Here is a 14,334-nt window from a genome sequence, read left to right on the forward strand (position 1 = left end):
AGTAATCACACAAAAATCCCTGATAGATCAAGGTTTCTGATCATATCAGGGATTTTTGTGTCTCAACTATAACCGTCATTTTTATTTCTCCATGGCCTTTGCAAGAATGGAGGCGTAATACTTGGCACCCTCACTTTTCAGATGTACGCCATCCCTATAGAAGTAATCGTCCTTCCCTTCACTAGCTGAGTACCAGTCTACTATCATTGTGTTATTGAACTCGCCGGAAACTTTTGCGATATTAGCATTTACGGTATCCTGCCATTTTCTTGGAACGCGTGTATTGACCAAAACAATCTGCTGGGCATCGCTAAGCGAATGAAGTAGTTTACGTAATTGTTTTGTATTAAAGGCTCCGTTTGTTCCCAGCTGAATGATAATCCGGTTTCCCAGCCTGCCTTGTGCTTTAAGCCGATCAACTACCTCCTCCACCTGCCACATCTGCCTGCCGACCTTGCCATCGACGACAACACCGGGGAGCATTTCCCCCAGAAATGGTGCTGCGTCCAGAATGACGGAATCTCCTATGGCAGTTATGCCCTTTCCTGATTGGATATCCACGGACATTGGTTTCTTGTCTTCAGAGTTAGTCGTGTCATGTACTACGGGAGGTGTAGAAGGTTTTTCGATTTCATCCCCTTCTTTTGCGCTGTGATCTGCTTCTGCACCATCTTGAGATGCTGTCTCTTTTTGTTCATGCTGTACATTCTGTAAACCAGCCACTTCGACTAAGGGCGTAGGTTCATTCTTTGACAGGTAACTGCTGCAGGCGATGGGAATAAGGATCAACGAGATGATCGCGATCAGGAAAACAGGCCGGATGCCCCGGCGTCGCGTCGTGATCCTATTTTGCCGCCTCGCTCTGAATGACCCCCGCCGTAGCGGCTCCTCCACATACTTGTATGACAATGCCGCTAGGAGAAAGCTAGCTGCCAACTGAAGTATGATGCGAAGAACACTGATTCCATCTGTATTCACACTGGGGCTGGTTAGGATAATGACGGGATAATGCCAAATGTACAAGCTATAAGAACGGACTCCGATCCACCGCAAAGGCTTGCAGCCTATAATCCATCCCACACGGCTGGCCGGATGGACGAGAACGGCAATAACTGCCACAGTGACGAAGGATAATAACAGAAAACCACCCCGGTAGAGCGAATCATCAAACTCGTTGGTTTGGTAGATCTGTACTATTAATATGAAGAGACCCAGTCCCCCAATTATATCAAGCACATGACGTGCCGTTCCAAAGACAGCATTATGAAGCTTCTGACTTGGCCATACCACGGCAAGGGCCGCTCCGATGAGCAGGGCAAATACGCGGGTATCTGTACCATAATAGACTCTGCTTGGATCCGTCCCCGGTACATAGATCATTGCCATGGCTAAAGCTGAGGCAGTAGCACAAGCAAGGATCAGTGCGATGAGTTTACCTCGCTGGGGTGCAATTTTTATTCCTATCACGAGAACCAGCGGCCATATGATATAAAATTGTCCCTCAATGGAAAGCGACCAAAGATGACCGATCGGTGAAGGTGGTCCAAAGTTCTCGAAGTATGACACCTTGTGGAATATAAGCCACCAGTTATTCACATAAAACAATGAAGACAGAAAATCACCCCACAGCCCAAACAATCTGGTATGGTCCACACATAAGAGCCACAAAACCACGAACAGCAGCATACCTAACATTGCCGGCAGCAGCCTACGCGCTCTTCTGATCCAGAAGTCCAGAAGGCTCAGCCTACGATACTGCTCCCATTGGTTAATGATTTGGTCCGTAATGAGATAGCCAGAGATGACAAAAAAGATCCCTACGCCCAGCAGCCCACCCTGAGCCCATTTCAAATTTAGATGATAACCGATGACGGCCAGTACCGACAAAGCCCTGAGCCCATCCAGCCCCGGCATATAGCGTTTTCCACCTATCGATTGTAAAGGTGATTTACTCCCCATATGTTGATTTCTGAAAAACTTCGTGTTGTCATTCATTATGTTTCAGTCCCTACCCTTGATTTGTTATTCATAGGCAAGACGTGGCAGCAACTTAAATAGTTCTGGGACTTTATTATGAAGAAAAAAAGCATCCACGCAGGGATTACTTTGCGGGATGCCATTACATTTGGATAACTCAGATCACAAATTCGGGAAAGTAAAGCTAACTAGTGCTGCACTTGAATCTGTAGAATTTCAGATCATTTCATAATTTAATTCCATAACCGCTACCCAGTTTGTTGCCTGCCATCAGATACGCTTTCGCGCTTCGCTGCAAAGTTGTAAGGGCCTCGTATTCAGACGGATCGGAACTCACCTTATTAAATATCCGTTTCTCAGCCTCTCTTACGTCATGATCCACCTGATATATGAAGAAATTCTTTTGAAACTGCATAATATTGGATGTCTGTATTAGTATCTCATCTAATTCAGGGTAAATTAACCAGGAATGACAAATAAACAGCGGAGTAATCCCTCTGAAGAATCCTCTTGCAAGTTCAAAAGACTGTTCGACTTGTTGAGGTTCTAGCGGCTCCCCCGAAGGAATGTGTACATTGAGTACAATTTGGTTTTTATAGATCTTTTTTCCCTCTACCTCTAACTCGCGATCAAAGGTCAGTGGTTGAAACTGTAACCTTCCTAATCTGAATAACCGCAGTTGGACATGCTCTTGTAACCAGTCATATTCTTGAATGCCATATTCACCGAAATTTCGTTTACAGTCTGAACACCAAATCTCTATGTCAGAAAACGTGTCCCAATAAATCTGATCTGCGATGCCTCTGCTTTGATATTCTTCATAAGCATCTACGGCAAATCTTACATAATAATATAGAAATAGCTGCCGATACTTTGGAGATTGCTTAACGGTTTCAAAGAAGGTCATTCGATCGTTGTAAAACTGTTGTTTGTGTCTATCATATGATTCTTCATCCCTCTGAAAGTCAAACAAAAACTGACTGGCTTCTGGATTAAGTCTTATACCCTTACAGAATGATTGCAAATTCACGCTAAGAGTCCCCTAATTATAATATTTTCGCTCTGTCCATTAGTTACATTCAAAGCTATACGATCATCATAACAAAAGAGGATGTAACAAATAAAGACGTAGAATAAACAAAACGTTCTTTATATCAATCAATTGAAATGTGCCTTTTGTGTAGTCAATAAAAATAAGCCCTGATAGATCAAGACTTCTGATCATATCAGGGCTTATTGGTGTCTTAACTATAACCGCAGCTTACTTCTGTGCCATCCGCTTGCTATACTCAGCGTTGATTTCATCGGTAATCTTCGTATAGTTAGGATCTGTCTTCAAGCTATCCACATATTTATCCCATTCTTCTAACGTCGTTTTACCAATGATCGTCTGTACTTTCATATCGGCAATTTTTTTGTTGTAATCAGCTCCTAGCTTAATGTCAGTTTCGGATACGAGACCGATTGCCGGATCACCTGTTGAAATCTTTGATTTCTCTTCAGCAATTTCCATGTTACGTTGATAAACTTCCCTTGGCATGCCTGCTGCGTACTGCCATAGATCAAGCACCGTGGTACTAAATATTTTCCCCCATGCAGCCGTTCCAACACTGTCTGCAACCGCTTTGTCATTAGCCATTTTCAGTCCGTCCTCCACCGTATAGTGAGCACCCTCGATACCATATAACGTCAAGTCGAGACCTTCGCCCCCCGAGCCGTAGTCAATGAATTTCAGAATAGCTTTCATTTTTTCCTCAGATACAGTTTTCGGGATAGCCAGCACCCCATTAAAGCCTGTGCTTTGCGTTACGTATTGCTTCCCTCCGGCTTTAGGCGCCAAGGAAATCATCGGAGTCCATTCCACTTCGGGGTTCTTCTTCCATTGATCCATCGTATAGCGGAATAGAGCTTCAGGTGTTTCCGAGGTCACTCCGGCTCTGCCGTTTGTAGCCAATTCCCAATATTGATTTTCCTTCATGACTGGGAAGTCCTCTGGAATTAAACCTTCATTGTATAACTTGTTCAAATAAACTAACGCATCCTTCATCTCCGGCTCCAGTGTCATATTGACCAGCTTACCATCTCTTTCTTTCCATTTACCTGCAGTTCCCGTGAATATTTCCTCAATCACACGTGAATCCCGCATCGTATAACCAACGGTATCCTTTTTGCCGTCTGGCGCATTGTCTTTAAACGCTTTCAAAACAGTGTACATCTCATCCATATCGGTCGGCATTTTAAGCCCCAGCTTATCTAACCAATCCTTACGTATCGAGACAAAGCCGCCACCATCCATAGGACGTCCGGCCGGAACCGCAAATGATTTACCATCGATCTTCGTATTGTTCCAAATCTTCGCATCCATTGCCATCAGATTCGGATAGTTTTCTACATAAGGCGTTAAGTCCCAAAACGCACCTTGCTTCACCATTTGGCGGAATAATGGCGTTGTGATATTCGGAATTTTAATCAAATCAGCCATATCACCTGCAGATAGTGCCACATTGACCCGATCCGAGTAATCTCCGCTTGCCACCCAGGTAACTGTCAGCTTCGTATTCGTTCTTTTTTCAAATTCCAGATGAACCGGATTGTCCGGAGCTGGGGGCTGAGCAATGCTGTAGTCTGCCATAATTCTGATCTCCGTTGGTTTACCCGAAGTTGAATCTGACGAATTAGATGAATTAGATGAAGAGCATGCAGCCGTAAGTAACGATAGTACAAGCATTGTAGTTACAAACAAAGGCAACCTTTTGTGTGACAGCTTAGCTATATTGAATTTCATAGTGAATTCATCCCCCATTCAAATGTTGACCTTGCGTCATGATACTTCCCAGCCGTTGTCACGAACCTTGCTGTTGTAGTTGACTTCGTCAATATGCAGACCGAATCCTGGTGTCGACGGTATAGAAATTTTACCATCCTTGATTGTATAGCCAGATGTATCTATACCAGCAATTTGTGCCTCATCCCACTCAACAAACATAAAGCCTTCAATAGCCGGATACACTTGTGCCGAAGCAAAGTTCCCATAGAAGCCACCATAATTATGCGGTGCTGCCTTCACACTGCTGTTCGCTAGCCGCTTCGCCAACTTTAACCAATTTACAATTCCGTAGTCCTTCAAATCATACTGAATCGCATCAATCAAGCCCTGCTCCGCCCATTCCACGATCGGTTCCGCCGCCCAACCTTCACCATCCGTAATCAGCACATTGATATTCTCCTCAACCAACCATGCCTTTAAATTACGGTACAGCTGATCATCTTCATGGAAAGCTTCTTCAATCCACAACAAGTTAGACTGCTTTGTTTCCTTCAGCACATGCTTGGTCAGATTCAGATTGTAGCCGTTATTAGCATCAATTGAGATGTTACATTCGGAACCGACCACTTCGCGGATGCCGTTAACGATAGCAATATCCCGCTTCGTTCCCTCTATCAAATCCATATGCATAGCACCGCGACCCACCTTTATTTTAAACCCGCGAAACCCTTTATCATAGCCTTGCATCGCCTCCTCCTGTAGTAACTTCACAGCATCCGCCTCAGAGCGAAGATGAAGATCATCGAAATATAAAGATGTATCATAACAAGCTACATTCAGTGGAGCCGTCTGACCACTTAGCAGCTGATACACAGGAATTCCTCTGACAATCGCCAGCCATTCGAACAATGGAAATTGAATACTTTGGAAACGATTCTGAATCCACTGCTCCTCACAAAAGATCTCACCAACGGGTGTCCCGATGAGCGCTTTCGCTTCTTCACGAGAGACACGTGACCAACTGTATCCGCTAATCCCTCCAATAGTAATGCGCACTAACGGGAAACTGACTTCCTTGCCATGCACTCCGAGTCTCGCATTGCAGCCTGCCACTCTAGGTCGTTCACCTTTCATTTGTACTTGTTCAATTTTCTCAATACACCAAGTTCTATCTAAATCATTGAATTTCTTCATACTCGATTAGCTCCTCTTCTATTTTTTAAAATAGCCGTTATCCCTTAACAGAACCCAACATAACTCCCTTGGCAAAATGCTTTTGCAGAAACGGATACACCATCAGAATCGGGAGCGTCGAAATTACAACCGCAGCCATCTTAATCGTTTGCGTTGGCATCTGCCTGTCGGATGACATCTCCACCGCTGATGCGCCACCTACCGCAGTATCGGAATCAATCAGCATATTGCGTAGCACAATCTGAAGCGGTACCTTCGTGAAATCGGTAATGTACAACACTGCGCTGAAGAACGTATTCCAGTACGCAACAGCGTAGAATAACCCGAAGGCGGCTAGCGATGCAGACGACAGCGGCAGAATGATCTTGAAGAAAGTCCTCAAATCGTTGCAACCATCAATCATGGCAGCTTCCTCTAACTCGACTGGAATGCTGTCAAAGAAGCTTTTCATCAAGATGACATACCAACCGCTGGTCACTACCGGAATGATCAATGCCCACACACTGTTAATCAACCCTACATCACGTACTAGCAGGTACGATGGGATAATCCCCGGGTTGAACAGGATCGTGAACAATACCATAATCATCATGAACCTGCGACCACGTAATCTTTTGCGAGAGAGACCAAATGAAAAAGCTGCAGTTACCATCAAACTCAACACGGTTCCAACCGTTGCCAGAAAGGTACTCACGCCCATCGCCCGAATAAATGCCGAGGTGGACATTAAATATTCATAGGAATCAAAGCTCCACTTGCTTGGAAATAAGACGAATCCGCTCTTTTCGATATACTCACTTGGATCTGTGAAAGAAACGATAAATACATAATATAATGGAAATAAGGTCACTAAGCCGATAACAACCAGTAAGACAATATTAGCTATGTTAAACAATCGGTCTCCCAAGCCTTCTTTCATGAGGAAGCCTCCTTTTGTACTTAATAAACCCCTTCTTCACCGAAGCGTTTGGCCAACCAATTCGCACAGACGACCAGCGTCAAGCCAATGACCGATTTGAACAATCCTACAGCTGTTGTATAGCTGAATTGGCCTTGTTGAATACCATTACGATATACATACGTCTCAAAAACATCTGCAACATCCGAGACAGCACCATTGGACATCAGGAATACCTGCTCGAAACCAACATCCATAATGTTACCCAAGCGAAGAATTAACAAAATAATAATGACATTACGGATACCCGGTAGCGTGATATGCCACATTTGGCGAATTCGATTAGCCCCATCAATCTTGGCAGCTTCATATAACTGTGAATCGATACCTGTAATCGCCGCGAGGAATATAATCGTTCCCCAACCCGTCTCCTTCCAAATACTTTGACCGGTCAATAATCCCCAGAACAAGTTCTCGCTAGTCAGGAATGCAATCTTCGGCAAGCCCATAAATTCAAACATTAAATTAATGATCCCATTCGTTTGCGATAACAATAAAAAGGTAATTCCTGCGATAATAACCCAAGATAGAAAATGTGGTAAATAAACGACCGACTGAATGACGCGTTTAAATACTTTGTTGCTAACCTCATTCATAGAAAGCGATAACACGATTGGTAATGGAAAGAAGAAAACAAGACTCAATAAACTAATCATCATCGTGTTACGAAATAATAGATAAAAACTCGGATTTGTAAAAAATCTAACGAAGTGCTCCATTCCTATCCAGTCACTTTTCCACACCCCTAGATAAGGGGAGAAATCCTGAAAGGCAATGACGATGCCCCACATCGGGTAATATTTGAATATGAGGAAATACAGTACTCCCGGCATTATGAGAAGGTATAAATACTTATCCCGCTTAAGCTCAGCCCAGAGTGAGGTTCTGCTTCTACGTTTCAAAAGAATTGGTGTTGCAGGCTTCGTCGCCTGAATATCCATTTCCATCCGACTTCTACTCCTTTCGTCATGTTCAATCGTTCGCCGCTAAGCAAGTAGGTTGTTGCGACGGCTAACTCATACGCTAACTGTAAGCACGATTAAACTGACACACAATAGTAACAATTTATCACTATTCATTTTTCAAATTTCCAGCAGTAGTCTTTTTTTGATCGGGAAATAAAAAGAAACCCGCAATCCCATAATGGGCGCAGGTCAATCAACTATTATTGTATAATCAAGGCCAATCTGCTGCTCTTATGCATGCTTGTCTCGGTATTGTCCCGGTGTCATTCCTTCACTTTTTTTGAATATACGAATGAGATAGGATGGCTGGTAATTCAGTAGCTCAGCGATATCATTAATTTTCATATCCGTCGTACATAGTAGTTCCTTGCACTTCTCAATTCGCAAACGAATAATCGTATCAATAAAATTACTCCCGTGGATCTGTCTGAATGCTTTACTAAGCTTGGAAGAACTCATCTGTAATTGTTCGGCATATCTTTCTAACGATACGTCCATAAGAATTTCCTGTTGAATCTGCACAAGCAACTTATCGATAATCTCCCGAAGTTGTCCGTCATAGGTTATTGACAATGTTCTGATAAAAGGATGGATCAGTTCATTTCGGAACCATTCGACGATCTGTTCGTGCTCGGACAGAAGCATCAATTTCTCATACAGATGAACCCCTCCGTACAACAAGTATAAATTCACATCATGCTTAATAATCGTATCATGAATGGTACCGAGCAGCTTCATCATCCCTTGATGCACCATCAACTCGGTACTATTATTACTTTGTAGCTCAGTCATGAACAGCCTAATCAAGCGCACAGCTTCATCCTCAAGCCCTATGCTTATAGCGTGTACTATCTCCCGCTCCAAATCAGTGGGGAATTGCTTCGGGCTCGTATGTTCCATCACAAATTGATTCATATCTAACATTTGATTCGTCGTATGCAGATCCCTGAAGCGAAGCGCCTTGCGTGTCTGCTCCAGAACATCCGGCATATCAACGAATGTATCGGATATTTTACTCGTAACAATCGTCAGCTTCATTCGTAGCATATTATTGACTGCCGCAATATAATCATGGGCAAGCTTATTCAGGACAGATTTAATCTCCTCACTTGTATCCGTTTTATCTAGAACGAAGAATACCCCTAGAGATAACTCTTGAAAATTAATGACGTGCACCATATCAAGCTTCTCCGTACATAGTTCGAGAATCATGTTCGAGGCAGCAAATGTAATGAGCTGTGAATCCCGTTCAGAGAACCTTTCACCCAGCTCGGATATACCATGCAGCTGTGTGACCATGACAGCGAATCGTTTGTTCTTCACATCCCAACCCAGCTGTTTCATTTTCTCAATAAGTTCTGCTTCCGTATGCATATAAAGATTACCTTGTAGAAATTGTAGCAACATGCTTTCTCGCAACGCCGGAATCGACTGCTCCAGTCTCATCAATAGTGCTTGCTCCTTAATCAAGTGCTGATTCCACTGGTTCTCAATATAGGTAATCTCATCCTTTTCATCGAACTTGTGATTCCTAGAAGATTCGAATATTTGCTTCAAGCGATGGATCGGATCATATATTTTATTAGATGCAAACCATGACAGCAATAAGCCGCTCATCATCCCGAATATGCTGATCCACAGAATCAATCTAGACAAAGAGGTTACGGGGGCTACAATTTGTGACAGCGGCGTCGCGGATACAAATGTCCATTGCCCACCGAACTTTGATATTTCTCCATACGATACGGCATAATCTTCGTGCTGCCAGTTATATTTAAACGTATTATCATGTAGATCTTCGTTCATAATTCGGCTTCTAAGCGCATCCTCCAAGGTCAGCTGATTCAGCGTGATCTCATCGTTACGGGGTGTCGTTAAATATTCACCATTCTCATTAACCAGAAAGGAAATCCCTTCGCCGGAGACGAGTTCTTGCACCATCTTATTGAGTTTGTCCTGATCCAAATAAATAATAAAGGCACCATAGGCATCATATATTTGACCACCCGGAAGCTTGATCACAACCCCCTTGTACAACGTATCCGGCACACCCGCTTTTCTCAACGAGTAATCCCAATAGATGGAACGCTCCTTATCTAGATAATTTCTCAACAGCCTCTGATCTTCTTCGCTCTGAATGGTTTGAAATCCGAACTCATCTCCAATCAGCCTGTTAGCATCACGTAAGTATAAGTCCACACTACCAATTAAGGAATTTGATTCCCTTATAAGTGTAAGCGATTTCATAAGTTCGTTCGTCTTTTGAAATTCCATAATGAAATCCATCTGGTTCAAGCTTTCATCCATGCTGCCATCAAAAGCAAGACGGACAACCGTATGCTCCAAATTGGTCAAGTAATCTTCCATGTGCCGAATGGATTGAGCAAGCTGGTCCCGATGAGCCTTATTCACTTCCATCTCGACTTGATCTGTCCCCATATAATACAAGACGGTACTTATCAAAGCGACGGGAATGCAAGTAATTAGCAGTACAATACTTAGATTCTTCCAATAGATCGTTCCCTTACTTCTACTTATTACTTTGCTCATCCGCCCACTGCACATCCTTTGCCTACTATTCGTAAAAGACAAAAACACTAACAATAATAGTCAGTGTTTAGTAATCAATATGGATTATTTTACAGCAAAAGGAGTGTGATATCCATCATATTATTTAGACAGATATATAGTATTATTATTCGTTATCGTCCATCCATTGGAAATGGAAGCTTCCCTCTTTATCAAGACGTTGGAACGTATGTGCTCCGAAATAATCTCTTTGTGCTTGCAGTAAATTAGCCGGTAGTCTCGCTGATCGATAGCTATCATAATAGGCTAACGCAGAAGTAAAAGCAGGAAGTGGAATTCCTCTAGTGATACCAATCGCTATGACTTTTCTCCAAGCTTCTTGATAGTTATCAACGATCTGACTGAAATATTCGTCCAAAAGCAGATTGTTCAGATCAGGATTCCGATCATAGGCATCCTTAATGTTTTGCAGGAATCTTGCACGGATAATACATCCTCCGCGGAATATCATCGCAATGCGACCATAGTTCAAATTCCAGCTATACTCGTCAGAAGCAGCTCTCATTTGCGCGAACCCTTGCGCATAGGAAGCTATTTTGCTCGTATACAAAGCTTTGCGAACAGCCTCAATGAATTCTTTAGGATCACCGTCATAGCTGGATACCGCAGGACCACTCAGCAGTTTGCTTGCTGCTACACGTTCTTCTTTCATCGCGGAGATAAACCGTGCAAACACGGACTCCGTAATGATGGACAATGGAACGCCTAAATCCAATGCGCTTTGGCTAGTCCATTTGCCAGTTCCTTTTTGCCCTGCCGAATCGAGAATGACATCCACCATCGGTTTTCCTGTATCTGGATCTGTCTTCTTAAATATATCTGCCGTGATCTCAATCAAATAGCTATCTAGCTCACCATTGTTCCATTCTGTGAAAATGTCATGTAGCTCACTTGTACTTAAGTTCAGTACATCCTTGAGAAGATGATAAGCTTCACCGATGAGCTGCATATCGCCGTATTCGATACCGTTATGCACCATTTTGACATAATGACCCGCACCATCTTCTCCAATATACGTCGAACAAGGCTCGCCATCCACCTTGGCCGAAATAGCTGTCAAAATCGGCTCTACTAGTTCATACGCATCTTTCTGTCCGCCTGGCATAATTGCAGGGCCTTTCAATGCTCCCTCTTCCCCACCAGAAACACCTGCACCAATGAATCGGAATCCTTGAGCCTGAAGATCTTTGTTTCTACGCTGCGTATCAGGGAAATATGCGTTTCCTCCGTCGATCAGAATATCTCCTTGATCTAGGTAAGGCACAAGCTGATTAATGGTATCATCCGTCGGTTGACCCGCTTTGACCATGATGAGAATTTTACGTGGCGTCTCTAGAGATTGAACGAATTCTTCGACATTGTACGTGCCGACGAAATCTTTCCCTTGCGCTTCTGCCAATAGTTCTTTTGTTTTCTCAGCCGAACGATTATATACCGAAACCGAGAACCCTTTGCTTTCGATATTCATTGCCAGGTTTTTACCCATAACGGCCAAACCAACTACGCCAATTTGTTGTTTCTTCATTTGAATAGCTCTCCTTTAGACCTTTGTATAGTAAAGTGTGACTTAAAGTTGCGCTGTTTTTGACCAATCGGCAGCGAATTTCTCCATGCCTTGATCCGTTAAAGGATGTTTGGAAATTTGTTCGATGACTGAGAAAGGAATGGTTGCGATATGCGCGCCAGCCATTGCTACACGTGTCACATGATCAGGATGACGGACAGACGCCGCGATGATTTGTGCATCTAGATTATGCGTACGGAACAATTCAGCGATTTTCGATACGAGTAGAATGCCATCTTCCGAAATATCATCCAAACGTCCAAGAAATGGGGAGACATAAGTCGCGCCAGCGCGAGCAGCCAATAGTGCTTGGTTCACGGTGAAGATCAGTGTTACGTTTGTCTTAACACCTTTCTTCGTCAGGTAACGGCATGCTTCCAAACCTGCCAACGTCATCGGCAGCTTAATGGTGATGTTCTTATCATGGTTATTGATTTTAATCAGTTCATTCGCTTGCGCGATCATATCTTCTGCCGTTTCTGCATCAGGTGTCACTTCGGCCGAAACAGATTCAACCTCAGGTACTTCACGTAGAATCTCAGCGATACGATCTTCAAATTTCACGCCTTCTTTGGCAACCAATGATGGGTTTGTCGTAACCCCAGACAAAACACCAATTTTATAAGCCTTTTTGATATCTACCAGATTTGCAGTATCGATAAAAAATTTCATAATTATTACCTCCGTTTTTTATAGTTATATTTTAAATTCCTATTACACCATGACTTCTGTTCTTATCTCTGCCGTTGTACTCTCGTCGAACCACCAATGATAGCCGTCCTGCTTCAACAGCTCATCAGACTCTGCAGGACCATAGGTGCCAGATGCATAGAGATGAAGTGGCACTATGTCCTCTTTGTATGCATCTAAGATAGGTTGAACCCATTGCCATGACAATTCAACTTCATCCCAATGCGCGAAGAACGTAGAATCTCCGTGCAGAGCATCAAAAATCAAATTTTCGTAAGCTTCCGGCACATTCTCTTGACTCTCATGGAAGTTGATATTTAATGGCTTGAACTCTCCTTTGTGCAGAGGGTCTCTTGAATTTAATTGAAGTAAAATACCTTCATTGGGACTGATCTCAAATACGAGAAGATTAGGCATTGTATTATCATCGTTTGCCCCGGACTGCTTTAACGGTTCTTTGAACTCGATCACGATTCGCGTGGATTTGTCCTTCATTCTTTTGCCTGTGCGAATGTAAAAAGGAACACCCCGCCAAAAATAATCGTCAATTTGTAGTTTGGCTGCGATAAATGTGTCGTTTCTTGAGGTTACAGCAATGTTGGGTTCGGATGTATAACCGACCACCGATTTCCCTTGAATCGTTCCTGCTCCGTACTGCCCGCGGACAACATGGGATCCGACATTCTCTTTTGGTAATACCTCCAGGGAATCCATCACCATTTTCTTTTTGTAACGGACATTGTCTACACTACTATTGTTCGGGAGGTGGATCGTCAGCATCATGAGCAATTGCAGCATATGGTTCTGGAACATGTCTCTTACAGCACCAACATGATCGTAATAGCCAGCTCTTTCTTCAACACCAACGATTTCGTTCGCCGTTATTTGAACGTTAGCAATGTAACGATTGTCCCATAATGCCTTAAGGACCGGATTACTCTTCTGCAGAACTTCAAGTTTCTGTACCATCGGCTTGCCGAGATAATGATCGATTCGAAATATCTCATCTTCTGTAAAAGCTTTACTCAGATTGTTATTCAACTCCCGAGCAGACTGCAAATCATGGCCGAAAGGCTTCTCAATCACCAGACGCTTCCAGCCATTCGCGGAACCAAGCCCACTTTCATGAATGTTAGCTGCAATGGTTTCGAAAAATTCAGGTCCTACGGACAAATAAAACATGCGATTCGGCGCAATTCGAAGCTCTTCTTCCTGCTGCTCGATCATCTGTAGTAGTTTCTGATAATCTTCTTTATGACTTACATTGAGTACACTATAGCGGAATGCACTTAAGAATTTTTTCAATAATACGGGATCTTTCGCTTCTTGTCTGGAAAACATATGGAGAGATTGCTCGACATTGGCTTGAAAGGCTTTATCGGATAATTCTCTTCTTCCAAGACCGATTACGGAGAAGGATTGAGGTAACTTCTGATCGACAAACAAATTATACATAGCAGGGTAAATCTTTCTCTTTGCTAGATCTCCTGTCGCTCCAAACAAGACAAACGTGGTAGCCTCCATTTTACTTCTCCTTCCAGCAGGGCTTCTGTGTTAGCACTGGTTTCTATTTCTTCAATCCACTATAATACAGATATCACCTATACAGGTAATCAATATATCTTACAGG

Annotated in this window: 10 protein-coding genes; all 10 read right to left on the reverse strand. The window is 43.1% G+C overall.

Annotated features, from left to right (window positions below; genetic code table 11):
• Nucleotides 1-81: 81 nt before the first annotated feature.
• Nucleotides 82-1,995, reverse strand: a complete 1,914-nt coding sequence (locus tag ACP8HI_RS19205; RefSeq protein WP_438347778.1) for an acyltransferase family protein — start codon at nucleotides 1,993-1,995, stop codon at nucleotides 82-84.
• Nucleotides 1,996-2,203: 208 nt separating this feature from the next.
• Nucleotides 2,204-3,007, reverse strand: a complete 804-nt coding sequence (locus ACP8HI_RS19210; protein WP_438347779.1) for an acyltransferase domain-containing protein — start codon at nucleotides 3,005-3,007, stop codon at nucleotides 2,204-2,206.
• 231 nt (nucleotides 3,008-3,238) lie between these two features.
• Entirely contained in the window at nucleotides 3,239-4,762 is a 1,524-nt protein-coding gene (locus ACP8HI_RS19215) for an extracellular solute-binding protein (protein ID WP_438347780.1), read from the reverse strand.
• A 36-nt stretch (nucleotides 4,763-4,798) separates the two neighbouring features.
• Nucleotides 4,799-5,938, reverse strand: coding sequence for an enolase C-terminal domain-like protein (locus tag ACP8HI_RS19220; RefSeq protein WP_438347781.1), 1,140 nt, complete (start codon nucleotides 5,936-5,938; stop codon nucleotides 4,799-4,801).
• A 37-nt stretch (nucleotides 5,939-5,975) separates the two neighbouring features.
• The gene (locus ACP8HI_RS19225) at nucleotides 5,976-6,857 is read right to left on the reverse strand and encodes a carbohydrate ABC transporter permease (RefSeq protein WP_438347782.1); all 882 of its coding nucleotides are present in this window, start codon (nucleotides 6,855-6,857) and stop codon (nucleotides 5,976-5,978) included.
• Between the two features lie 20 nt (nucleotides 6,858-6,877).
• A complete protein-coding gene (locus tag ACP8HI_RS19230; RefSeq protein WP_438347783.1) occupies nucleotides 6,878-7,843 on the reverse strand; it encodes an ABC transporter permease in 966 nt (321 codons plus the stop codon).
• Nucleotides 7,844-8,092: 249 nt separating this feature from the next.
• Nucleotides 8,093-10,411, reverse strand: coding sequence for an AraC family transcriptional regulator (locus ACP8HI_RS19235; protein ID WP_438347784.1), 2,319 nt, complete (start codon nucleotides 10,409-10,411; stop codon nucleotides 8,093-8,095).
• Nucleotides 10,412-10,556: 145 nt separating this feature from the next.
• Nucleotides 10,557-11,975, reverse strand: a complete 1,419-nt coding sequence (gene gndA / locus ACP8HI_RS19240; protein WP_438347785.1) for an NADP-dependent phosphogluconate dehydrogenase — start codon at nucleotides 11,973-11,975, stop codon at nucleotides 10,557-10,559.
• 42 nt (nucleotides 11,976-12,017) lie between these two features.
• A complete protein-coding gene (gene fsa / locus ACP8HI_RS19245; RefSeq protein ID WP_438347786.1) occupies nucleotides 12,018-12,686 on the reverse strand; it encodes a fructose-6-phosphate aldolase in 669 nt (222 codons plus the stop codon).
• 42 nt (nucleotides 12,687-12,728) lie between these two features.
• Entirely contained in the window at nucleotides 12,729-14,228 is a 1,500-nt protein-coding gene (gene zwf / locus ACP8HI_RS19250; protein ID WP_438347787.1) for a glucose-6-phosphate dehydrogenase, read from the reverse strand.
• Nucleotides 14,229-14,334: the final 106 nt, after the last annotated feature.

This window comes from Paenibacillus sp. FA6 (assembly GCF_051550225.1).
Classification (GTDB): Bacteria; Bacillota; Bacilli; order Paenibacillales; family Paenibacillaceae; genus Paenibacillus_AQ.

What these genes read in the sequence shown, in the direction of transcription:
- ACP8HI_RS19205 (WP_438347778.1), bottom strand. Translation starts at nt 1,995, where the DNA reads ATGAATGACAACACGAAGTTTTTCAGAAATCAACATATGGGGAGTAAA.
- ACP8HI_RS19215 (WP_438347780.1), bottom strand. Translation starts at nt 4,762, where the DNA reads ATGAAATTCAATATAGCTAAGCTGTCACACAAAAGGTTGCCTTTGTTT.
- ACP8HI_RS19220 (WP_438347781.1), bottom strand. Translation starts at nt 5,938, where the DNA reads ATGAAGAAATTCAATGATTTAGATAGAACTTGGTGTATTGAGAAAATT.
- ACP8HI_RS19225 (WP_438347782.1), bottom strand. Translation starts at nt 6,857, where the DNA reads ATGAAAGAAGGCTTGGGAGACCGATTGTTTAACATAGCTAATATTGTC.
- ACP8HI_RS19230 (WP_438347783.1), bottom strand. Translation starts at nt 7,843, where the DNA reads ATGGAAATGGATATTCAGGCGACGAAGCCTGCAACACCAATTCTTTTG.
- ACP8HI_RS19235 (WP_438347784.1), bottom strand. Translation starts at nt 10,411, where the DNA reads ATGAGCAAAGTAATAAGTAGAAGTAAGGGAACGATCTATTGGAAGAAT.
- gndA (WP_438347785.1), bottom strand. Translation starts at nt 11,975, where the DNA reads ATGAAGAAACAACAAATTGGCGTAGTTGGTTTGGCCGTTATGGGTAAA.
- fsa (WP_438347786.1), bottom strand. Translation starts at nt 12,686, where the DNA reads ATGAAATTTTTTATCGATACTGCAAATCTGGTAGATATCAAAAAGGCT.
- zwf (WP_438347787.1), bottom strand. Translation starts at nt 14,228, where the DNA reads ATGGAGGCTACCACGTTTGTCTTGTTTGGAGCGACAGGAGATCTAGCA.